This window comes from Rhizobium sp. CBN3, assembly GCF_030518245.1.
In the GTDB taxonomy this organism is placed as follows: Bacteria; Pseudomonadota; Alphaproteobacteria; order Rhizobiales; family Rhizobiaceae; genus Rhizobium; species Rhizobium aethiopicum_A.
The window spans coordinates 75,715-97,309 of sequence record NZ_JAULSE010000013.1 but is presented as its reverse complement, the minus strand read 5'-3'; the positions used below and the strand labels follow the sequence as shown (position 1 = coordinate 97,309).

The window sequence follows — 21,595 nt, the reverse complement described above, 5'->3', positions numbered from 1 at the left end:
ACCTACCCAACCTTTCGGCCAGCCGGCGCATTTGCGCGCAGGAGCGCCATCAGCATCGGGCCGATCGCGAATTCTCCCTTTTCGCTTCGCCGCGTCAGGTCGCGAAGATAACCACCGGCTGAATTGATGTGGCCTCCGCGTTCCAGGATGCATGCCATCACGGTCGCCGCGTTCTCAGCACCCATCACATTTGACGCCTCCTCATAGGCCGACGGGCTGACGCCCAGCATCGATCGAACCGTGACGGCGACGCTCATCAGCTCGCGCCAGTTGCGGATCACGCCATTCGGCCCGTAGGCCAGGATTTCCGGGCAGGCCTGCAGGACCAGGCCAAGCGGGAAGGATTTCAGTCCGCCGGCATCATGGCGACCGCCCGGCCCCCCGCCTTGCCGTTCCTCCGGCCTGGTCATCTCGGCATCCTCGTGCTTCTTCCCTTCCATCGTCACGGCCCCTCGCCCATTGTCTTGCGCCGCCGCTGCGCCCTGCTTCGTTTCGAAGCCTGGTTCAAGTTCAGAAATGGATTCGGGATTTGAATTCTGTATGTGACGCTCGATATAACGGGCATTGCCGCGCTGTTTTGTTGATTTAATCTGAATTTCCAGCCGGTTAAGGATCTCTGCCCGAAGTGCTGTCAATTCATCCAGCAGCTGTTCGATCTGGGCTGTCGTCGGCGACCGCGGCAGGCCTTCGACCAAGTCCCGAAATTCCTGATGCAGCCCCTGCCAATCCCCTGGTACGTCCTCCTCGACGGCCGCTTCGATCAGCTTCGCGATATCACGCCGGCAGAGGGTGATGCGTTCGCGCAAGCGCTGGACGTGCAGCCGCTCGGCCATCACCTCGGCTGCGAGCTGCTCGATCTCCTCGGCCCGGGCAAGCAGTGGCGCCAGCGAGAAGCCGAAGGCCTCGTTGACCTCCCCTGCCCTGTCCCTGCGGACATAGCGCTTGCCATTAGGACTGTCCTTGCGCAACAGAAGCCCTGCCTCGACAAGTGCGGCAAGATGGCGCCGCACGGTCTGTTCGGCCATACCATGCGTTCGGAGCGACAGCTGGATATTCGACGGGAAGACGATCAAGCCGTTTTCCTGGGCCAGTTCGTTCTTCGGATAAAAACTCAACAGCGCGTTGAGCACCGCAAGCGCGCGATCGGTGATGCCGAGCAACGGCTTTGCTTCGCACAACGCGCGAAACAGTTTCCATTTGTCGACCGACTGATCAGGCTTGATCTCACCTGCCATGACCTGGTTTGCGAGCATTCCAAGCGTCATCGACCGCCGCCCAAAGGGCGTCGTTATACTTCCGGTTTCCATCTCTTCCACCTCGATGAGGCAAAAGAAATCCGCTCACCTAAACGGCGCCAAAAACTCTTGACAGCGATTCTCGGAAGTGCGATTCTCGGAGGTGTTCAAGACTACGAGGAAAGCTTCCGTGACGGTGACGTTCGGGGGCTTTTTTCTTTTGCGCGTTATCTCCTGTTCAAATTGTCAGCTGACAATTAGTGTAACTGCCTCATTTTCCCTCATTTTCCTCTTCGAATTCGGCGGCGAGGCCTGCCAACCGCCGAGCCAGGAATTCCGAAAATGCCGCCGATTTGACGGTGATGCGAAAGCTCTTGCCCGAGCGGCTCACCGAAGCAAGCGTCCCGCCGCTTTGCGTCCGAAGCGTCTGCTCGACCCGCTGCGGCGTGCCCTTCTCCTCCAGTGCCTTCCAGATGACATCGAACCGGCTATTGCTCTCCAGCGCATGGAAAGCGGCGCCAGCGATTGCGGCCTGCACCTTCTTCCGCCCGCCTGTCTCCCTGAATTTTTCGGCAAAGGCCAACCAGCGGGGACGCCCCACCTTCGGCGCCGGTCCAATGGTAAGGATGATCTCGGGATCGATCGTCTGCGCCACCTGCAGCAGCCGTGACGTTTCCGGTTTATCCGTCGCCAGCGCCTGGGCAATCATGTCGCGACTGAAGCCATGTTCATCCATGCGTCGCGCAAACAGCGCCCGTTCGATGAAGCTCAAGTCGACACGCGGGCCGTTCTCCTGACCCTGCGCGAGGATCAGCTCTTCATCCGTGAGCTTGCGCACCACCGCCCTGACGGGAACACCGATCTCCGCGGCCGCACGCAAGCGCCGGTGGCCATAGGCGGCCTGGTAATGCCCGGCCTTTACCGGGTCCGGGCGCACAAGAATCGGAACCTGCTGTCCGCTTTCCTGGATCGACTGCTTCAATCGCTCGAACTCAGGATCCTTGTCGACCGGGATGCGGTCGCGGATAAAGGACATTTCGACGACAGCCGGATCGATCTCCAGCACTTTGTCGCCAGAGGCGAGGGACTCACGCAGGGCCTTGGCGGCCGCTGCTTCCTCTCCTAGCCGTCCCAGCGACAGGTTCATCGCCTTGACCGCACCCGATGGTCGATGCGGCGGCGGCGCGTTTGGCGCCTCCGGCCGTGCCGGTTCGACGGCACCGACCATGCTCTTCAGGATATCGCGACCTTTTGGGCTCATGTCCTGCTCCATGCACTGCGGATGAGTTGCTCGACCTCGGCATTGACGTTGTCGACGGATTCGACGCCGCGGTCATAGGTCTGGCGATGCATCGTCTCTCGGCCCGCCTCGTAGATCGTCTGCTTGGACAGGCCAGCGTCCGAAACCGCCGTTGACTTCACCATCATCGAGGTCAGCACACGCTCGCCGAACAGACTGCGCAGGAAGGCAACGATCTGCGCCTGCGGACCGTCATTGGACTCATAGCGGGTGATCAGATAGCGCATCCAGTCATATTCGAGATTGCCGCCCGCCTGTTTGACGACGGCCAGAAGATCGGAGGTCATCGTCAGGAACTGATTCATCGACGCCACGTCGAGCATCTGTGGATGCACGGTGATCAGCACGGCAGTCGCAGCGCAGAGAGCAGACAGCGTCAGAAAGCCGAGGGTAGGGGGGCAATCGATGATGACGACGTCGTAGCTCTGCTCCAGCGAATGCAGCGCATTGCCGACCCGCATGAAGAACATGTCCTTGTCGTCGCGATTGTTCTCGGCCAGCGCCTTCGGGGTATCGTGCTCGAACTCGTGCAGTTCGAGATTGCCCGGAATGAGATCGAGACCGGGGAAATAGGTCTGGCGGACGATGTCGGCCACGTCGCGGCGCGTCTCGTCATATTTGATAGCGCCGTAGAGTGTCTCGTTTTCACCGACATCGAACTCCGGCTGATATCCGAGCATCGCCGACATCGACGCCTGCGGGTCGAGGTCGACGGCGAGCACACGATAGCCGCGCAGCGCCAGGAACTGCGCCAGATGGATTGACGTTGTCGTCTTGCCGGATCCGCCCTTGAAATTGGTGACGGCGATCACCTGGAGATGGTCGCCCGGCCGGCGCGTCGGCAGATAGGAGGGTTTGGTGCGCCCCAGATGCTGGCGCATCGCATGGATTTCTTCGAGCGAGAAGACACGGCGGCCGGCCGCCGTCTTTTCGGGATTGATGCTTTCCATCTGGGCGGTGAGGTGGCGAACATAGCTGTCGGTGACGCCGAGCAGCTTCGCGGCCTCGGTGCTGCTGAATCGCCGCAGCGATTTGCGGGCATCGGGCGAAAACAACCGCTCGAACAGCACCTGGAGCTGGCTGCTGAGCATCGTCGAGTCCTGCGCAATCGTCTCGTCGATCGAGACTTGACTCGCTCTTCTGGCTTTCTCAACAATCGCGGCCTTGGTCGGCATTCACGCAAATCCTGATAAATCGGGCAATTTTGCGCAAATGATCGTGAGTCTGGCGATTCCGTCAAGCGATTTCTTGGTTAGCCAATATATAACAAACTGAATTCATCGAAAAAAATGCGTGGAATTCCGGAATCTTAGCGCAATTGTCAGCTGACAACGGCGAGGAATCCGCATCGCCGACGCCGGCCCGACGTCATTCTCGACGGGCGTGAAAGCCACCGCCGACTCATCGTGGGGGTAACTGTCGTCGCTTGACACAGACCGCCCAGGTAAATGCCGCTTCTTATTTATAGGCAGACGAACGGCAGAGGCTTTCGTCCTCCAAGCCGCGGACGGGCTCGACACCGGAAGACTTGACATTTCCATCTTGGGATTCGGGATCGCGGCGTGACGGGGCAAGGCCGAGCATTTGTTCGAGACGGCCGGCATTGAGCGGAGCGCTTATTCCCTTGAAGTTCATCTTCCATCTTTCGTCTGCATGTGAGCTTGCGTGAAGGAGAGATAAGCGCAATTTGAACCGGCGGAGAACCGCCCGGCGACTTTATCACCATCTTTTCCATGTGCGGCGGAAAAGGAGAGGGGCTCAATCAAGCATCGCCCCCGAGATGGCGCTTGCGACAGCGACAATGCGACGGCATGCCCGCGAATACGACGGCCGCGTTCTGGTCGGACTATGCGTATTACAGGAGTCACGAATTGCGTCCGCAGCTGAGCTGGGCGCAGAGAACAGTCGCATGTGACCGTCGACTGTGAGGATTGCAAACGCTCGCGCCATGCGAATCGTGTCTCGAGAGGTATGATCGTTGAACGGTCCCATGCCGACCTGCCCTCCGGAAATCACCTCCTGCCTAGCGGAACCTACGGGCGAATTTGCTTCCGTCTACGGAATTCCTCGTTGTTTACCTGTTATTTACCATAGGGCGACACAGCGCCGGCCGACTCCATATTGCGATCCGCGCGCAGGGGGGACATGATCATTGCTTTGCCGGCCGCTTTCCCGTTCTTGGTCGAGGCTACCGCGCTTTCATTCCCTCTCGATTGGTAAAATGGGCGTTGCCCAACCCTGTGCCGATGGTCAGCACCGCCCATGTCGATACGTCGTCGATGAAAGGGATCTGCGACAAGCCCTGCACGACGGCGTCATTGTGCATCATCACGAATGTGCTGTGATCGCCGATTGCGGGAATGGCCTTCATCAGCGCGGCGGGCAGGTTGAAGCTGTCGCTTTCCCAATTTCCGCCTGGCAGGTTCTGTCCGCCGCGTTCGATCGAGCCGTCTGCCTTGATGATACCGGGACAGCCGATCCCGATAATCGGGGCCGGCTTCAGATTCGCCTTTTCTGCCTTATCGATCAGTTCCTGCAGCATCGCCGCCAGCCTTTCTATCGTCGCACTGCGGCTCGGCTCGTCGTCGGCGTGACGCCAGATGGTCGATTCCCAGACACTCGCATCGGCAAAGTGCAGTTTTTTTTCCTTTCCGAACTCGACGACTCCGGCACGGACGTTCGTGCCGCCGATATCGACGGCCAGCATCGCCTCATAGCCTTTGAACATCCAGGACGGCATGAGGTGGACGGAGCCGATCAGTCCAGCCTCGTCGGGGTGGTGGACGATCGGGATGACTTCGATATCGATGCCGGCCGCCTTGAGCAGAACCATGGTCCTGGCGATCGTCAGCTCCCCGAAACGGCTTTGCCTGAAGCCGCCGCCGACGACGATGCGCTCGGTCTTGGACCAGCGCTCGTCCTTGAGGAATTTTTTGATAACCTCGGCAAAATCCTGTGCGAAGTCCTCCACCGCTCCCATGATCAGTGCGGCGGCCTCCATGTCGTCTCCCTTCAGGAGAGACTCGATCTTTTTCTTGGAAAGCTTCGTCGTCTCGACCCTGCCGAGCGGATCGTCTCCGAACTTGCGGACATGGTTTCTCCAATCCTCGATCTTCTGCTGAAAGGTCTTCTTGTTGGCGTTGTCGCCAACGAAACCATTCTTGTCACGCAATTCATTGTTGTAGTCGTCGATCGTTACCAACGGCAGGACCATCGCGCCATGCGCCAATGGGGCACTCGCCCCGTCACGGGGCTCCGGATTGCGTTTGGCCATCAATGTCCCTTTCCGCGAGGGGTCGAGCAGGCGGCAGAATAAAACGCCGAGCAGCCTCTGGATGTTCCGGAGCTCATTAACTCATCTTGTCCTCGTCGGCCGGCGACCTAGCTTCAATGATTGCAGAATTTGGAGAATGCCGTGCAGAACGACGCCGCTACGCAGGAAATGCTTTCAATGGTACTGGAGGAACCGGAGCACTGGGCGATGTTTCTCGACATCGACGGAACGCTGCTTAACCTTGCGCCTACGCCGGATGCGATTGAGGTCCCAGAAGACCTGCCCGGACACCTTCATCGCCTTTCGAACAAGCTCGGCGGCGCCTTGGCGCTGGTCACCGGGCGCTCGCTTGCCTATGCAGACGAGCTGTTCAAGCCCTTTGCATTTCCAACCGCAGGCCTGCATGGCGCCGAGATCAGGAGCGCCGCCGGAATGCATACGGTCGAGGCGACCCCCGAATTCCAGGCGCTGAAACATGCATTGACCGCCGAAGCCGAACATTATCCGGGAGTTCTGATCGAGGATAAGGGGGCAGCCGTTGCCGCGCATTACCGGCTGGCGCCCGAATATGAAAAAGTCATTGAAGAGCGCATGCACCACTATGCGGAACTTGCCGGACCGAACTGGGCGTTGCAGCTCGGTAAAAGGGTGTTCGAGCTCCGACCGGCACGGTCGAGCAAGGGCGATGCGCTTGAGCGGTTTTTCCAGTCCGATCCTTTCAAGAACCGCTGCCCGATTACCATCGGCGATGATTTGACCGACGAGTCGATGTTTGCGATCGCCAATGCGCGCGGCGGCGTTTCCGTGCGTGTCGGGGCCATCGGCGCCCCGAGCTGCGCCACGAGCCGGCTGTCTTCGGCTGCACTGGTCAGGAATGTCATTGCCGCCCTGGCCGCCTGAGATGAATTTCAGATTGCCGTCGTCTTTGCGCCGCCGGCGTAGCGTCAATCATCAAAAAAGTATCGGTTTTGGCCGGGAATCGTGGTGGCGGGCATGAAGCGAGCCCACTACACTCGTCATAATAATAAAGCCAAAAGGGAATTTGGCAGGCGGACGTAGAACCGCCCCTCGGAGGAGGATCGATGGAACCTGACTTAGAAGTCGTTCAGATCAGACCGGGCGAATCCTTCGCAACGAAGGCGCATGGTTATCCCTATCACACCGTTCGCTGGCACTTTCATCCGGAATACGAGCTGCATCTCGTCGTGGCGACCACGGGACGCTATTTCGTCGGCGATTTCATCGGCGAGTTCGAACCGGGCAATCTGGTGCTGGCTGGCCCCAATCTTCCTCACAACTGGATAAGCGACGTCCCGAAGGGATCGAGCATTCCGCTTCGATGCCAGCTTATCCAGTTCAGCGAGAATTTTATCAGCGACACGATGAAGGTGCTGCCCGAGCTCGGTCCCTTCGAGCCGGTCCTCGAAGCGTCCCGCCGGGGCGTGCTCTTCGGCAGTGAAACCAGCCGGCAGGTGGCGCCTCTGATGAACGAGGTGCAGCAGGCCCAGGGCGTACGCCGTATCGAGCTCTTCATGATGATCGTCGGGCTGCTCAGCCGGGCGCAGGATGCGCAGCTTCTCGCAAGCCCCAGCTATCTGCCCGATCCCTCGGGCTATATGTCGGCCGGCATCAACAAGGCGCTCGCTTATATCCGGGAAAATCTGACGAAATCCTTCGACGAAACCGATCTCGCGGCGATCGCCGGGCAGTCGACAGGCGCCTTCTCACGCGCCTTCCGCCGTCATACCGGCATGTCGCTCGTGCAATATGTGAAACGCCTGCGCATCAATCTCGCTTGCCAGATCCTGATGAGCGACGACCATGCGTCGATCACCGACATCTGCTTCGAGGTTGGCTTCAACAATCTGTCCAACTTCAACCGCCAGTTTCTCGCGGAAAAAGGCATGACACCATCCCGCTTCCGGCGATTGTTGGGTGACAATATCAACGTGGCGAAGGCGGCATAAGTTCCGCCGAAGACGGCAATAGGGAGGACAAGGAGGAGGAACGAAAACTGACGCAGGCTTGAACGTGAGCGCGCGAAGAGCGGCTCGCGAGAGGAGACGCTTGTCCAGAAACAGCAAACGGCTGGGACAGGCACAGCCGCTCATTCAGCCGAACGGCACAGCAGAACACTGCAATCATGGACTACACGATTTTTTCCAATGGGAGGAGATGGAAATGATGAAATCTTCGACGAGAGCGGCAGGCGCCGCGACACTTATGCTGTCCTTGCTCGGCGGGACTTCCGCCTTTGCACAAGGCGCTGTTGCGGATGCGACCGTCGCATTCCTCATGCCCGACCAGGGCTCGACCCGATATGAAGAGCACGACCATCCGGGCTTCGTTGCCGAAATGAAGAAGCTTTGTGCGTCCTGCAAGGTCATCTACCAGAATGCCGATGCCGACATCGCCAAACAGCAGCAGCAGTTCAATTCGGCCATCACCCAGGGCGCCAAGGTCATCGTGCTGGATCCGGTGGATTCGGCGGCGGCCGCATCGCTCGTTCAGCTCGCCCAAAGTCAGGGCGTCAAGGTCATCGCTTATGACCGTCCGATCCCGAAGGGCAAGGCCGATTTCTATGTCTCCTTCGACAACAAGGCGATCGGCAAGGCGATTGCGGAATCGCTCGTTCAGCATCTGAAGGCGAAGAACGTGCCGACCGACGGCGGCGGCATTCTGCAGATCAACGGTTCGCCGACCGATGCCGCCGCCGGGCTGATCAAGGACGGCATTCACGAGGGTCTGGCGAGCGGCGGATACAAGACGCTTGCCGAATTCGATACGCCGAACTGGCAGCCGGCGAATGCCCAGCAATGGGCTGCCGGACAGATCACCCGCTTCGGCAAACAAATCGTCGGAGTCGTCGCCGCCAATGACGGCACCGGCGGCGGCGCCATCGCCGCCTTCAAGGCGGCCGGCGTCGATCCCGTGCCGCCGGTGACCGGCAATGACGCGACGATCGCGGCGCTGCAGCTCATCATATCGGGGGATCAGTACAACACGATCTCCAAGCCGAGCGAAATCGTCGCCGCTGCCGCTGCCGACGTCGCCGTGAAGCTCTTGGCAGGCGAGACGATCAAGGCCGAGATGACGCTCTATGACACGCCGGCACAGCTTTTCGTGCCGGCTGTCGTGACCGCTGAGAACCTGAAGGCCGAGATCATCGACAAGAAGATCAACACTGCCGAAGAGCTCTGCACCGGTCGTTACGCCGAGGGCTGCAAGAAGCTCGGCATTATCAAGTAATCCGCCAGGGAAGCGCGGCCGCCATCGGTCGCGCTTCCGCTTCGCTTTTCGGAAAGGCCAGGCGATGTCTGACACCTCTCACACTTTTGACTTGCGCCAGCCCGTCCTCAGCCTGCGCGGAGTTTCGAAGAATTTCGGAGCGGTGTCGGCGCTGACCGACATCGAACTCGACGTGCATGCCGGCGAGGTCGTGGCGCTGGTGGGCGACAATGGCGCCGGCAAATCGACACTGGTCAAGATTCTGGCCGGCGTCCACCAGCCGACCTCGGGCACCATCCTGTTCGAGGGCCAACAGGCAGATTTATCGAGCCCCAGCGCTGCGCTCAATCTGGGCATAGCGACCGTGTTCCAGGATTTGGCGCTTTGTGAAAATCTCGACGTCGTCGCCAATATCTTTCTCGGAAAGGAGCTCAATCCCTTCCAGCTCGACGAGGTCGCGATGGAGATCCGCGCCTGGAAGCTGCTGAACGAACTTTCCGCGCGAATCCCAAGCGTGCGCGAGCCCGTCGCCTCGCTATCCGGGGGCCAGCGTCAGACCGTGGCGATCGCCCGGTCGCTGTTGCTCGAACCGAAACTGATCATGCTCGACGAACCCACGGCCGCACTCGGCGTTGCCCAGACGGCCGAGGTGCTGGATCTGATCGAACGCGTGCGTGAACGCGGCCTTGGCGTTATCATGATCAGCCATAACATGGAGGATGTGCGGGCCGTCGCCGACCGTATCGTCGTCCTCCGGCTCGGCCGCAACAACGGCACCTTCATGCCCGACGCGTCCAACGAAGAGCTGGTCAGCGCGATTACCGGCGCATCCAACAATTCCGTCTCCCGCCGCGCGATGCGCCGCAAGGCGCAAAGCCAAGAGAATGAGGAGGGCAGGCCATGATGAAGACCATTCAGAACGAGCCGGTAACACCCGCGCTTCTCGACCGGCGCGACGAAAGAGTGCGCCATGACGACAGTTTTGCCGGGTCGGTCCGCGCCTTCTGGGACCGCATCCGCTCGGGCGACCTCGGCTCGCTGCCGGTGATTGTCGGCCTGGCGATCATCTGGACGGTGTTCCAGGCGCTCAATCCGGTGTTTCTCTCAAGCGCCAACCTCGTCAACATGCTGTTCGACTGCTCGACGGTCGGCGTCATCTCGCTCGGTATCGTCTGCATCCTGATCGTCGGCGAGATCGATCTCTCTGTCGGTTCGGTCAGCGGCTTTGCCTCGGCGCTCACCGGCGTCTTCTGGGTCAATCAGGGCTGGCCGGTGGTCGTGGCGGTGCTCGCCGCGATGATCGTCGGCGCTCTGATCGGCTCGCTCTACGCGTTCCTGTTCAACCGCTTCGGGATGCCGAGCTTCGTGTCCACGCTGTCCGGACTGCTCGCGGTTCTCGGCCTGCAGCTCTATATTCTTGGAGCAACCGGTTCGATCAATCTTCCCTATGGGTCCTGGCTGGTGAACTTCGGCCAGATCATGGTCATGCCCGACCCGGTCGCCTATCTGCTGGTGGCGGTTGCCGGCTTTGCCTTCTTCTTCGCGAGCTACCGCACGGCGGCGCGCCGACGGGCGGCGGGCTTGTCCTCGAAATCCGTTGGCGGACTGCTCCTGCGCGCCGTCATCATTACCCTCGCCCTGGAAGCGGTCGCCTTCTATCTCAACCAATCGCGCGGCATTCCCTGGATGTTCGGACTTTTCGTCGGCCTCGTCGCAGCGATGAACTATGCGCTGACCCGGACGAAGTGGGGCCGCTCCATGCATGCCGTCGGCGGCAACAGGGAGGCTGCCCGCCGCTCGGGCATCAACGTATCGCGCATCTATGCGAGCGCCTTCGTCATGTGCGCCCTGCTGGCCGCGACCGGCGGCGTGCTTTCGGCGGCGCGACTGGCGACGGCCAGTCAGCAGGCCGGCACCGGCGACGTCAATCTCAACGCCATCGCTGCGGCGGTCATCGGCGGCACCAGCCTGTTCGGCGGACGCGGCAGCGCCTATTCGGCCCTTCTCGGCATCATCGTCATTCAGTCGATCGCGAGCGGTCTGACGCTCCTCGATCTGTCGTCATCGCTTCGTTACATGATCACGGGGGCCGTTCTTGCCGTCGCCGTCATCGTCGACTCGCTGGCACGCCGATCGCGCATTTCGCACGGCCGGGCCTAAATCAACAGGAAAGCAGAGGAAGAAAATGGGACAGGATCTGTCTGGAAAAGCCGCGGCCATCACGGGGGCGGCGTCGGGTATCGGCCTGGAGTGCGCCAGGATCATGCTTGCATCAGGCGCCCGCGTCGTGCTGATCGACCGCAACGAAGAGGCATTGAGAGATGTGTGCTCGAAACTCGGCGAAAAGGCCATTCCCCTGGTCGTCGATCTCTTGGATCCAAAAAGCGTGACGCAGATGATGCCGGCTATTCTGGAGAAAGCGGGCCAGTTGGACATTTTCCATGCCAATGCCGGCTCCTATATCGGCGGCGAAGTGCTTGATGGCGACCCGGACGCGTGGGATCGCATGCTCAACCTGAACATCAACGCCGCCTTTCGTTCGGTGCACGCCGTTCTGCCGCACATGGTCGGACGCAAGACCGGCGATATCATCCTGACGAGTTCCGTCGCCGGCCTGGTCCCGGTGGTCTGGGAGCCGATCTATACGGCTTCGAAACATGCGGTCCAGGCCTTCGTCCACACCCTCAGGCGCCAGGTCGCCAAGCACGGCTTGCGGGTCGGCGCCGTCGCGCCGGGGCCTGTCGTGACCGCCCTTCTCAGCGATTGGCCGCAGGAGAAGCTCGACGAGGCACTCGCCGCCGGTGGCCTGATGGAGCCGAAAGAAGTGGCCGAAGCCGTGCTCTTCATGCTGACGCGCCCACGCAACGTCACCATCCGCGACCTCGTCATTCTGCCGCAGAGCACCGACATCTGAGCAGATGCGCCGGCCTCCCGTAGCCACAGAAAGGAAACGGCCATGATCTTCGACAGATTTCGCCTGAACGGACAGGTGGCGCTTGTGACCGGCGGCACGCGCGGCATCGGCCTGGCGATCGCCGAAGCGCTCGGCGAGGCGGGTGCCAAAATCTTCATCAGCGGAAGAACCCGCAGCGCGGCCGGGGAAGAGCGGCTCGCCAAGGCCGGCGTCGATTGCGAGTTCGTCGCCGCCGACATGATGAAAGATAATGCCGCCGATGCCCTCGTTGCCGAAACCCTCTCACGGGGGGGCCGGCTCGATATCCTCGTCAATAATGCCGGCATCGCCATTCACGGCGATAGCGGCGAATTCTCCGATGCCATCTGGCGCGAGATCATGACAGTCAATGTCGACGCCGTCTTCCGCGCCTGCCGCGCAGCACTTGCACCCATGCGGCGCCAGGGCGGCGGCGTCATCCTCAATATCGGCTCGATCTCCGGCATCGTGTCCAACATTCCGCAGAACCAGGTCGCCTATAACGCCTCCAAAGCGGCGGTCCATATGATGACGAAGAGCCTGGCAAGCGAAGTCGCCGCCGAGAACATCCGCGTCAATGCCATTGCTCCCGGCTATATCGAGACCGACATGTCACGCGGCGGCATCGCCAATCCAGACTGGTTCCCGACCTGGCGCAGCATGACGCCGATGGGACGTGTCGGGCAGCCGGAAGAGGTGGCGGGTGCGGCCCTGTTCCTCTGCTCGGCGGCGGCAAGTTATATCACCGGCGAGGTGCTTGTTATCGACGGCGGCTATACGACGCGGTAAGCGTCGAGAGGGGAGGGCGGGTTCTCCGTCCGGCAGCAGGCGTCCTCTTTTTGCTCGGAAAAGTTCAGGGCGCCGTGCCGCAGGCGCTCTGGTAATCGGCCAGCACATGGTCGACCGCGGTAATCAATATAGTCTCGGGATCGCCGGCTTCGGCCGCCGAAAGCTGCGGCAGATACTGATGCAGCAGCGTCTCCGGGATCGGCTTTCCGCGCAGCGCGCCGAGCAGTCTCTCGAACGCGTTTTCGGCCTCGGGTCTGTTCCAGTAATAGCGGATACGATCGCTGTAGCTATAGTGCCGCTGCAGACGCAAACCCGGCTCGTCGCCGTGATAATGGGCCTGCCAGTCGCCCGGTGCCGACAGCATCAGCGCCTCCATCGCGGCCGCCAACGGCCTGTGGCCGTAACCGGCAACCATCTCCGAGGCGATCATATCGAGCGCATAGGCGGCCTCGCGCAACGCAAAGGTCAGGCCTGGGCCGACTTTCAGGATGGGGAAGCCGTTCTGCACCAGCCGCGCCAGGGCATCGCGCGTCTGATAATCCGTGGAATGAGCTTCGAAGACGAATTGCGGTTCCTCGTCGAGCAGTGCGGTCAGTTCAGTCGCAAGCTCGGGCCTGTAGCCGACCACGTTCTCGCTGCCGAATTCGACGCCCGGCTGGACGACGAAAGCGACGACGCGGGAAAAAGCATCTTCCAACTCCGCCTGCGAAAAGATCTCGCGATGAATGGCGATCGTCGAGCGGGCTGCATCCGCCGCGGTCGGCCGGAGTTCTTCGAGGGCATGATCGGCACCGCCCGGCACCGGAACCTCGGTGCCGAGAATATAGAAAGGCAGCGGCCCGCCGATTGCCCTCGCTGTCCTTTCGCTCACCTGCGCCAGTCGTGCGGCGCGCTTGGCGATCGTGAGGTCGTCGAGCGCGGCCGGTTCTCCGGCGCAGCCCATCGAGGCATCGAGATGGATCTTGCCGAAGCCGGCGCGGACATAAGCTTCGACCATGGCCTCGGCCTTCCCGAGCGCAGCCTCCGGCTTTTCCTTGCGCCATGGATTGGGACCGAGGTGATCGCCGCCGAAGATCATCTGCGAACGATCGAGCCCTTCCTCTGCGGCCAGACCTTCAACGAAGTGGATGAAGGCTTCGGGCGTCATGCCGGTATAACCGCCGAGATGGTTGACCTGATTGCAGGTCGCCTCGATCAGCACCGGCCCACCGTCGCGCACCGCCCTCCGGATAGCGGCCCTGAGGACGAGGGGATGAGCGGAACAGACGGAGGTAATGCCGAAGGGGGTGCCTTCGCGCCGCGCAGTTGCAAGACGGGTCAAAATCCGGTCCATCATCTATCTCCTCGGGGTCTCAGTGATGAAGGCCGTCAGTTCGGCGAGAGTGGAAACGCCTTCCATCGGGCCAAGCCGGGTCACGTTGCGGGCGCCGGCCGCATTGGCGTGGAGGAGGGCTGCCTCCGGAGCCATGCCCTTGCGGCGGCAGGTGAGGTAGGCCGCGCCGAAACAGTCTCCGGCACCGGTCGGATCGATCTCTTCGACAGCGAAAGCTACGCAATCGACGCGCACGAGGTCGCGGCCGAAGAAGGACGCGCCTTGCTCGCCCCGCTTCAGAACGATCTCGCCGATGCCGCTCTCCAGCAGCCTTGCGACAGCCCCGGCCTCGTCGCTCACCCCAGCGGCCGTGAAAAGCTCCTCGCCTGATGGCAGCAACAGATCGGCCGCAGCAAGCACCTTGTCGAAGCTTCCCAGAGCGTCGCCATCCGTCAGCAATTCCTTACGCAGATTGGGGTCCAGGGAAACTGACCCGCCGCGAGCGCGCACCGCCTCGATAGCGTAGAGGATCACCTCGCGGGCGCCAGGAATGGAAAGAGCCGTTCCCATGACATGCACATGGCCGGCGCGCTCGACCAGCGCCTCGGCCGCAGGCGTCAGAGCAATCTGACCGGCGGCGGATCTGGCAATGTTGAAGACGAAGTCGCGGGCTCCGTCCTGGCGGTAACGAACGAAAGCGCTGCCTGTCGGCCAGTCGGCGCTGGTGGCGATGGCGGACACATCAGCGCCGTCGTGGCGCAAGCGTTCGACGTTCAGCCGGCCGAAATCGTCGTCGCCGACACTGGCGATGATCCCGGCCGAACCGCCCATGCGGGCGACCTGATCGATGAAGATAGCAGGCGCGCCGCTCGGATAGGGCCCGGTCAGGGATTGCGGTTCCAGGAAGCCGGCGCCGACCGTCGTCGCCATGATTTCCACCAGGATCTCGCCGACGGTGATCGTCGGGCCGAGCGCTTCCGGCGCGAGTGCCCTGTGAGGTAACGGCATCTGCAATCTCCTTCATGTGGGAAGCGGCGGCGTCCGCGCTCCGCGCGTCACTAAAACGCGTCCCGTTTCGGCCGTAACCCGGCTGCCGAAGTCAGTCAAGAAGAATTTTACGCGCGATAAGTTTTTATTGCGATGCGATAGTGAAAGTCGGGGCCGCATTGCACTGCAAAATCCCACCTTTTCAGCTGCATTACGATACTTTCAGCATAAATTCGGCCCACCGGGAGATACCGGCCGCGTAAATCCTGCTTGACAATATCAACAGACAGGCAGATAGAAAGTTTACGCATGTAAGTTTATGCGTGAACACCCGTAAAGGAGGAGCGGAGACCATGAACAAATTCACTCTCATTCTGTCTGCATCCGCAGCCGGCCTCGCGCTGGCCGCCGGCATGGCGCATGCCGAGGAGCTGACGATCGCCACCGTCAACAATGGCGATATGATCATCATGCAGAAACTGTCGCCGGAATGGGAAAAGGAGACCGGCAACAAGCTCAACTGGGTCGTGCTCGAGGAGAACGTCCTGCGTCAGAAGGTGACGACCGATATCGCGACCAAGAGCGGCCAGTACGACATCCTGACGATCGGCGGCTACGAAGCGCCGATCTGGGGCAAGCAGGGCTGGCTCGAGTCGCTCGACGATCTCGGCGACGATTATGACTATGGCGATCTGCTCTCTCCCATCAAGACCGGCCTGACCGTCGACGGCAAGCTTTACGCCGTGCCGTTCTACACCGAGAGTTCCTTCACCCTTTACCGGAAGGACCTGTTCGACGCCGCCGGCCTGAAGATGCCGGAGCAGCCGACCTACGACCAGATCAGGGAATTTGCCGAGAAGCTTACCGACAAGTCCAAGGAGCAATACGGTCTCTGCCTGCGCGGCAAGCCCGGCTGGGGCGAAAACATGGCGTTCCTGGGAACCATGATCAACACCTATGGCGGACGCTGGTTCGACATGGACTGGAAGCCGCAGATCAATTCCGAGCCGTGGAAGAAGGCGGTGACCGACTATGTCGACCTCCTGACCAAATACGGCCCTCCGGGCGTCACCTCGAACGGGTTCAACGAGAACCAGGCGCTGTTCTCGACCGGCCATTGCGCGATGTGGATCGACGCGACGTCGGCGGCAGGCCGCGTCTACGATCCGAAGCAGAGCCAGGTTGCCGACAAGACGGCATTTACCCGCGCCCCGGTCAATGTCACGCCGAACGGATCGAGCTGGTCCTGGTCGTGGAACCTCGCCATCCCCGCCACCTCGACCAAGGCCGAAGCGGCGAAGTCCTTCATCAAGTGGGCGACATCCAAGGCCTATGTGAAAATGGTCGGCGAGAAGGAAGGCTGGGTCGCGGTCCCGCCCGGCACTCGCAAGTCGACCTATGAGCTCGCCGAGTATCAGAAGGCCGCTCCCTTCGCCGACACCGTGCTGAAAGCCATTCTTTCGGCCGATCCGTCCAAGCCGACCAAGGACCCGGTCCCTTATACCGGCGTCCAGTTCGTCGCGATCCCGGAATTCCAGGGGATCGGCACGATTGTCGGCCAGCAGATCTCCGCGGCTCTGGCCGGCCAGCAGACCGTCGACGCTGCTCTCGACAACGCCCAGAAGCAGGTCGAGCGCGACATCAAAAAGGCCGGCTACCCGAAGTGAGTAGCGGCCTCGCCCGCGGCTAAGGCCGCGGGCTCCTCCCGGAGGGTTCCGGCAGTGTCGGCTGCCGGAACTCCGGATCTGGTTTCTTCCCAATCGCTCCGCCGATCGCCGCCATTGATGGCCGTCGCGCGCCCCGCGAAGAGGTTTTCGATGACGACGATTTCGGGTGCAATCATCCGGCAGACGCAGAAGCGTTCCAGCCGATCGGTCCGCACGGGTCCGCTTCTTGCTCCGGCTGTCAGCCTTCTGCTCGCATGGATGGTTATTCCCCTTGCGCTGACGCTCTGGTTCTCGCTGCAATATTACAATCTGCTAGACCCGCTGAGCGCCGGGTTCGCCGGCCTCGACAATTATACCTACCTCGTCGTCGATGACGGCCTTCTCGCAGCCATTTTCCGCACACTCGTCATCCTGGTTTCCGTTCTGGCGCTTTCGGTCGGCTTCGGCGTGCTGTTCGCACTGCTTTTCGACGTGGAATTCGCCGGCCGAGGCATTGCCCGCCTTCTCATCATTGCACCCTTCTTCGTCATGCCGACCGTTACCGCGCTGATCTGGAAGAACCTGCTGATGCATCCCGTCAACGGCTTGTTCGCCTACATCGCGAAGCTCGTCGGTCTGACGCCGATCGACTGGTTCGTGCAGATCCCGATGACCTCGATCATTGTCATCGTCGCCTGGCAATGGATTCCCTTCGCAACGCTGATCCTGATGACGGCGATGCAGTCGCTCGACCGGGAGCAGATGGAGGCCGCGCGGCTGGATGGTTCGAAAGGGCTGTCGACCTTCGTTCACATCATTCTGCCGCATCTTCTTCGGCCGATCTCCGTCGTGGTGATGATCGAAACCATTTTCCTTCTTGCCGTCTTCGCCGAAATTCAGGTCACCACCACGGGCGGACCGGGCACGGCCACCACCACGCTCACCTACTTCATCTACAATAAAGCGCTGCTGCAGTGGGATGTCGGAGCGGCTTCGGCGGGCGGCGTCTTTGCGATCATCCTTGCGAATATTGTCGCAGCCTTCCTGATCCGCACCGTCGCCCGCAATCTGGACACGTGAGGAGAACGATGATGGCAAAACGAAACAAGCTCATCGGATCCCAGAAGCTCTGGTGCGGGATCGGCGCATGGACCGTCGCATTCCTGATGTTCTTCCCGATCCTATGGATGCTGATAACGTCGTTCAAGACGGAAATCGACGCCGTGGCCACGCCGCCGAAACTTTTGTTCTCGCCGACGCTCGAAAACTTCGCCGACGTCAACGCCCGCGCCGACTACCTTCATTATGCGCTGAACAGCGTCATCGAGAGCATCGGTTCGACCCTGTTGTGCCTGGCGATCGGCATTCCGGCCGCCTATACCGCAGTCTTCTTTCCGGGGAGGCGGACAAAGGATCTGCTGATGTGGATGCTGTCCACGAAAATGCTGCCCGCGGTCGGGGTGCTGGTGCCGATCTATCTCCTGTTTCGCGACAGCAATCTGCTGGACACGCGAAGCGGCATCGTCATCGTCTTCACGCTGTCAAACCTGCCGATCGTCGTGTGGATGCTCTATTCGTTCTTCAAGGACGTCCCCCACGAAATCCTCGAAGCCAGCCGCATGGACGGCGCCAGCACCTTCGAACAGATCTGGCATCTCCTGCTGCCGCTGACCCTTCCCGGGATCGCCTCGACGGCGCTGCTCTCGACGATCCTGTGCTGGAACGAGGCGTTCTGGAGCTTGAACCTCACCGCCTCGAAAGCCGGGCCTCTCACGGCCTTCATCGCCTCGTTCTCATCACCCGAGGGATTGTTCTGGGCGAAACTCTCGGCGGCCTCGACGCTCGCCATCACTCCCATCCTCGTCTTCGGCTGGATGACCCAGCGCCAGCTCGTGCGCGGCCTGACATTCGGCGCGGTTAAATAGGAAACGATATGGCTACTCTCAGTCTCAAGGAAGTGAAGAAGACCTTCGGCGCGGTTAGCGTGATCAAAGGCGTCGACCTCGACATTAGGGATCGTGAATTCGTCGTGTTCGTCGGGCCGTCGGGCTGCGGAAAGTCGACGCTGCTGCGTATGATTGCCGGCCTCGAAGACATCAGCGAGGGCGATCTCATCATCGACGGCGATCATGCCAATGAGGTTCCGCCGGACCAGCGCGGTCTGGCGATGGTCTTCCAGACCTATGCGCTTTATCCGCACATGACGGTCAAGGAGAATATGGGCTTCGCGCTGAAGCTCGCCGGCATCCCCCAGTCTCAACGGGACGCCAAGATCAACGAAGTCGCGGGGCTTTTGCAGCTCGCGCATCTCCTTGATCGCAAGCCGAAGCAGCTTTCGGGCGGCCAGCGTCAGCGTGTGGCAATCGGCCGGGCGATGGTGCGCTCGCCGCGCATATTCCTGTTCGATGAGCCTCTTTCGAACCTCGACGCCGCCCTGCGCGTTCAGATGCGCATCGAACTGGCCCGTCTCCATGACCAGCTCGGAGCGACGATGATCTACGTCACCCACGATCAGGTCGAGGCGATGACGCTTGCCGACAAGATCGTCGTGCTCCGCGACGGCCGTATCGAGCAGGTCGGCGCCCCCATGGAACTTTACAATAACCCCGCGAACCAATTCGTTGCGGGTTTCATCGGCTCGCCCGCCATGAACTTTATTCCGGTTGCGCCGCAGAATGCCGGCCCGTCAGGCGTTGACGTGACCCTGCCGGGCGGCAAGATGTTGACGGTCCCGGCAAAAAACCGAACGCGGCCTGCCGAAAATCTGACGCTCGGCATCCGCCCTGAGCATCTCAGCATCGGGGCCGAGGGGCTGGTCGAGGGCGAAATCATGGTCGTCGAACGGCTCGGCGGTCACACCTATGTTTATGTGCAGATCGCGCGCGAACAACTTGCTATCGTCGAGACGGACGGCGCGGATAGCCACCGACTGCACGAAAAAGTACGGCTCTCCTTTAATGCCGGCGATTGCCACCTGTTTGATGATCAGGGACTGGCACTGGAGAGAATGAACCACACATCCATTTCGACGCACTGAACACGCTTTCCAGGGAAAGGGACAAGATCATGAGACTGAAGGACAAGGTTGCGCTGATCACGGGCGGCGCGCGCGGGATCGGACTGGGCTTCGCCGAGGCCTATGTCAAGGAAGGTGCAAGGGTCGTCATCGCCGACATCGATATCGCGAGGGCTGCCAAGGCAGCCGAAGCGATCGGGCCGGCCGCGACGGCGATGAAGCTCGATGTGACCGATCTTTCGGCCATCGAGACCGTCGTCAAGCAGATCGACCAGACGCATGGCGGCATCGACATCCTGGTGAACAACGCCGCCATCTTCGACATGGCGCCCGTCAACGAGATCACCGAAGCGAGCTACGACAAGGTCTTCTCGATCAATCTGAAGGGACCGCTGTTCATGATGAAGGCCGTCTCGAATGTCATGATCGAGCGGGGCAGGGGTGGCAAGATCATCAACATGGCGAGCCAGGCCGGCCGCCGCGGCGAGGCGCTGGTGCTGCTCTATTGTGCTTCGAAGGCAGCGATCATCTCCGCGACGCAGTCGGCCGCGCTGGCGCTGGTGAAATACGGCATCAACGTCAATGCCATCGCACCCGGTGTCGTCGACGGCGAGCATTGGGATATCGTCGATGCCCATTTCGCCAAGTGGGAAGGCTTGAAGCCGGGCGAGAAGAAGGCCGCCGTTGCCAAATCCGTTCCGATCGGCCGTTTCGCCACACCTGACGACATCAAGGGCCTGGCCGTCTTCCTGGCTTCCGCCGACAGCGATTACATTCTCGCCCAGACCTACAATGTCGACGGCGGCAACTGGATGAGTTGATCGCTCTCCCGCAGCTAGGCAATCCAGGAGCCAGCGAGATGGAATCCATTTGTTATACCGAAAAGGGCGTCGCGGTCACCACGGCACTGCCGCTGCCGGAGCTGAGGCCCGGCCATGCGCTGGTGCGCGTGCGCGCGGCCGGCCTTTGCCATACCGATATCGACGTCCTTCATGGCCGTTACGGCGAGGGCCGTTTCCCGCTGGTTCCCTGCCATGAATATGCCGGCGTGGTCGAGGCGGTCGCTGGCGACGTCTCCGGCCTTGCCCTCGGCGCCCGGGTCGTCGTCGATCCCAACCTTCCCTGCGGCGAATGCCCGGCCTGCCGCAAGGGACTGACCAATCTCTGCCGTGACCTGAAGGCCTACGGGGTGACGGAGAACGGCGGTTTTGCCGAATACAGCCTGGTCAGGACCGATCATCTCTATGAGATCGGCGATCTCGACTTCAACCTCGCCGCACTTGCCGAGCCGCTCGCCTGCGTCTTGAACGGCCTTAACAGCGCCGGCCTGAGGACCGGTCCCGCGGGAACGGAGACCGCGCTGGTCTTCGGCGCCGGACCGATCGGGCTGTTGCTGGCGTTGTCCCTGAAAGCCAAGGGCGTTTCATCGGTAACGGTCGCCGATATCAATGAGGGACGGCTTGCCTTTGCGGAAAAGCTGGGGCTGGAGATAACAGTTTCGGGTTCCCAGGCACTCGCGGAACGCCGCCGGGCCTTCGATTTCGTCGCCGATGCGACCGGAATCGCCCGCGTCGTGGAAGGCATGATCGATTTCACCGCCGATGGCGGCACGGTTCTCGTCTTCGGTGTCTGCGCGCCCGACCAGCGCATTTCCATCTCGCCCTTCGAGATCTTCCGGCGCCAGATCCGTTTGGCCGGATCCCATTCGCTAAACCGCAACATTCCCGAGGCCCTTGCCATCCTCAAACGGGACGGGGGCGCGATGGCGGCGCTGGTGTCCCACCGCCTGCCGCTCGGCGAGGTGCTGCCTTTCATCACCAAAAAATCCGCCGATCCGGCAACGATGAAGGTGCAGTTCTCCATCGACTAATCTTGA

The 21,595-nt window shown here is 61.2% G+C and carries 19 protein-coding genes; 13 read left to right on the top strand and 6 right to left on the bottom strand.

All coding sequences use genetic code 11. The annotated features are described in order from the left end of the window. Positions 1-2 precede the first annotated feature (2 nt). The 4 genes from repC to QWJ46_RS20170 all read right to left on the bottom strand — a co-directional run bounded on the left by repC (position 3) and on the right by QWJ46_RS20170 (position 5,809). Positions 3-1,307 (bottom strand): plasmid replication protein RepC, encoded by a 1,305-nt coding sequence (gene repC, locus QWJ46_RS20185; RefSeq protein ID WP_302753242.1) that lies wholly within the window; start codon positions 1,305-1,307, stop codon positions 3-5. A 199-nt stretch (positions 1,308-1,506) separates the two neighbouring features. Further along, a complete protein-coding gene (repB, locus tag QWJ46_RS20180; RefSeq protein ID WP_302753240.1) occupies positions 1,507-2,496 on the bottom strand; it encodes a plasmid partitioning protein RepB in 990 nt (329 codons plus the stop codon). Beyond that, on the bottom strand, positions 2,493-3,710 hold the full coding sequence (gene repA, locus QWJ46_RS20175) for a plasmid partitioning protein RepA (RefSeq protein WP_302753238.1): 1,218 nt from the start codon (positions 3,708-3,710) through the stop codon (positions 2,493-2,495). Before repA ends, repB begins: the two co-directional genes overlap by 4 nt. A 1,013-nt stretch (positions 3,711-4,723) precedes the next feature. After that, on the bottom strand, positions 4,724-5,809 hold the full coding sequence (locus QWJ46_RS20170) for an ROK family protein (protein WP_302753237.1): 1,086 nt from the start codon (positions 5,807-5,809) through the stop codon (positions 4,724-4,726). Between the two features lie 120 nt (positions 5,810-5,929). Between QWJ46_RS20170 and otsB the strand changes: the two genes are divergently transcribed. The 7 genes from otsB (at position 5,930) to QWJ46_RS20135 (ending at position 12,758) form a co-directional block, all read left to right on the top strand. After that, positions 5,930-6,709: a trehalose-phosphatase gene (otsB, locus tag QWJ46_RS20165; protein ID WP_302753235.1), complete on the top strand. Its 780-nt coding sequence runs from the start codon at positions 5,930-5,932 to the stop codon at positions 6,707-6,709. Positions 6,710-6,891: 182 nt separating this feature from the next. Continuing rightward, positions 6,892-7,776: an AraC family transcriptional regulator gene (locus tag QWJ46_RS20160; protein ID WP_302753234.1), complete on the top strand. Its 885-nt coding sequence runs from the start codon at positions 6,892-6,894 to the stop codon at positions 7,774-7,776. Between the two features lie 208 nt (positions 7,777-7,984). Beyond that, complete coding sequence (locus tag QWJ46_RS20155) at positions 7,985-9,058, top strand: sugar ABC transporter substrate-binding protein (protein WP_302753232.1); 1,074 nt, start codon at positions 7,985-7,987, stop codon at positions 9,056-9,058. Between the two features lie 64 nt (positions 9,059-9,122). Then, complete coding sequence (locus QWJ46_RS20150; protein WP_302753231.1) at positions 9,123-9,941, top strand: ATP-binding cassette domain-containing protein; 819 nt, start codon at positions 9,123-9,125, stop codon at positions 9,939-9,941. Next, positions 9,938-11,197 (top strand): sugar ABC transporter permease, encoded by a 1,260-nt coding sequence (locus QWJ46_RS20145; protein ID WP_302753229.1) that lies wholly within the window; start codon positions 9,938-9,940, stop codon positions 11,195-11,197. The genes QWJ46_RS20150 and QWJ46_RS20145 overlap by 4 nt, the downstream gene beginning before the upstream one ends. A gap of 25 nt (positions 11,198-11,222) precedes the next feature. Continuing rightward, the gene (locus tag QWJ46_RS20140) at positions 11,223-11,951 is read left to right on the top strand and encodes an SDR family oxidoreductase (RefSeq protein ID WP_302753228.1); all 729 of its coding nucleotides are present in this window, start codon (positions 11,223-11,225) and stop codon (positions 11,949-11,951) included. Positions 11,952-11,993: 42 nt separating this feature from the next. Continuing rightward, on the top strand, positions 11,994-12,758 hold the full coding sequence (locus tag QWJ46_RS20135; RefSeq protein ID WP_302753226.1) for an SDR family NAD(P)-dependent oxidoreductase: 765 nt from the start codon (positions 11,994-11,996) through the stop codon (positions 12,756-12,758). 64 nt (positions 12,759-12,822) lie between these two features. Here the strand turns inward: QWJ46_RS20135 and QWJ46_RS20130 are convergent, their stop codons facing one another. Both QWJ46_RS20130 and QWJ46_RS20125 read right to left on the bottom strand, forming a co-directional pair. Next, positions 12,823-14,091, bottom strand: coding sequence for a D-tagatose-bisphosphate aldolase, class II, non-catalytic subunit (locus QWJ46_RS20130; protein WP_302753223.1), 1,269 nt, complete (start codon positions 14,089-14,091; stop codon positions 12,823-12,825). Between the two features lie 3 nt (positions 14,092-14,094). Then, positions 14,095-15,078 carry a sugar kinase gene (locus tag QWJ46_RS20125; protein WP_302753222.1) on the bottom strand — a complete coding sequence of 328 codons (984 nt, stop codon included), beginning with the start codon at positions 15,076-15,078 and terminating at the stop codon, positions 14,095-14,097. A gap of 332 nt (positions 15,079-15,410) precedes the next feature. Between QWJ46_RS20125 and QWJ46_RS20120 the strand changes: the two genes are divergently transcribed. The 6 genes from QWJ46_RS20120 (at position 15,411) to QWJ46_RS20095 (ending at position 21,589) form a co-directional block, all read left to right on the top strand. After that, entirely contained in the window at positions 15,411-16,724 is a 1,314-nt protein-coding gene (locus QWJ46_RS20120) for a sugar ABC transporter substrate-binding protein (RefSeq protein ID WP_302753220.1), read from the top strand. A 150-nt stretch (positions 16,725-16,874) separates the two neighbouring features. Then, positions 16,875-17,783 carry a carbohydrate ABC transporter permease gene (locus tag QWJ46_RS20115; RefSeq protein WP_302753219.1) on the top strand — a complete coding sequence of 303 codons (909 nt, stop codon included), beginning with the start codon at positions 16,875-16,877 and terminating at the stop codon, positions 17,781-17,783. Positions 17,784-17,791: 8 nt separating this feature from the next. Then, positions 17,792-18,628, top strand: a complete 837-nt coding sequence (locus QWJ46_RS20110; RefSeq protein ID WP_368046097.1) for a carbohydrate ABC transporter permease — start codon at positions 17,792-17,794, stop codon at positions 18,626-18,628. An 8-nt stretch (positions 18,629-18,636) separates the two neighbouring features. Further along, positions 18,637-19,740 (top strand): ABC transporter ATP-binding protein, encoded by a 1,104-nt coding sequence (locus QWJ46_RS20105; RefSeq protein ID WP_302753215.1) that lies wholly within the window; start codon positions 18,637-18,639, stop codon positions 19,738-19,740. 29 nt (positions 19,741-19,769) lie between these two features. After that, entirely contained in the window at positions 19,770-20,540 is a 771-nt protein-coding gene (locus QWJ46_RS20100) for an L-iditol 2-dehydrogenase (protein WP_302753213.1), read from the top strand. Between the two features lie 38 nt (positions 20,541-20,578). Then, positions 20,579-21,589: a zinc-dependent alcohol dehydrogenase family protein gene (locus QWJ46_RS20095; protein ID WP_302753212.1), complete on the top strand. Its 1,011-nt coding sequence runs from the start codon at positions 20,579-20,581 to the stop codon at positions 21,587-21,589. The last annotated feature ends 6 nt before the right edge of the window (positions 21,590-21,595 follow it).

Coding starts and splice junctions, on each gene's coding strand:
- QWJ46_RS20100 (WP_302753213.1), top strand. CDS start 19,770: ATGAGACTGAAGGACAAGGTTGCGCTGATCACGGGCGGCGCGCGCGGG.
- QWJ46_RS20105 (WP_302753215.1), top strand. CDS start 18,637: ATGGCTACTCTCAGTCTCAAGGAAGTGAAGAAGACCTTCGGCGCGGTT.
- QWJ46_RS20140 (WP_302753228.1), top strand. CDS start 11,223: ATGGGACAGGATCTGTCTGGAAAAGCCGCGGCCATCACGGGGGCGGCG.
- repC (WP_302753242.1), bottom strand. CDS start 1,307: ATGGAAACCGGAAGTATAACGACGCCCTTTGGGCGGCGGTCGATGACG.
- QWJ46_RS20145 (WP_302753229.1), top strand. CDS start 9,938: ATGATGAAGACCATTCAGAACGAGCCGGTAACACCCGCGCTTCTCGAC.
- QWJ46_RS20160 (WP_302753234.1), top strand. CDS start 6,892: ATGGAACCTGACTTAGAAGTCGTTCAGATCAGACCGGGCGAATCCTTC.
- QWJ46_RS20150 (WP_302753231.1), top strand. CDS start 9,123: ATGTCTGACACCTCTCACACTTTTGACTTGCGCCAGCCCGTCCTCAGC.
- repB (WP_302753240.1), bottom strand. CDS start 2,496: ATGAGCCCAAAAGGTCGCGATATCCTGAAGAGCATGGTCGGTGCCGTC.
- QWJ46_RS20155 (WP_302753232.1), top strand. CDS start 7,985: ATGGAAATGATGAAATCTTCGACGAGAGCGGCAGGCGCCGCGACACTT.
- QWJ46_RS20170 (WP_302753237.1), bottom strand. CDS start 5,809: ATGGCCAAACGCAATCCGGAGCCCCGTGACGGGGCGAGTGCCCCATTG.
- QWJ46_RS20120 (WP_302753220.1), top strand. CDS start 15,411: ATGAACAAATTCACTCTCATTCTGTCTGCATCCGCAGCCGGCCTCGCG.
- QWJ46_RS20095 (WP_302753212.1), top strand. CDS start 20,579: ATGGAATCCATTTGTTATACCGAAAAGGGCGTCGCGGTCACCACGGCA.
- QWJ46_RS20110 (WP_368046097.1), top strand. CDS start 17,792: ATGATGGCAAAACGAAACAAGCTCATCGGATCCCAGAAGCTCTGGTGC.
- QWJ46_RS20125 (WP_302753222.1), bottom strand. CDS start 15,078: ATGCCGTTACCTCACAGGGCACTCGCGCCGGAAGCGCTCGGCCCGACG.
- repA (WP_302753238.1), bottom strand. CDS start 3,710: ATGCCGACCAAGGCCGCGATTGTTGAGAAAGCCAGAAGAGCGAGTCAA.
- QWJ46_RS20130 (WP_302753223.1), bottom strand. CDS start 14,091: ATGGACCGGATTTTGACCCGTCTTGCAACTGCGCGGCGCGAAGGCACC.
- QWJ46_RS20115 (WP_302753219.1), top strand. CDS start 16,875: ATGACGACGATTTCGGGTGCAATCATCCGGCAGACGCAGAAGCGTTCC.
- QWJ46_RS20135 (WP_302753226.1), top strand. CDS start 11,994: ATGATCTTCGACAGATTTCGCCTGAACGGACAGGTGGCGCTTGTGACC.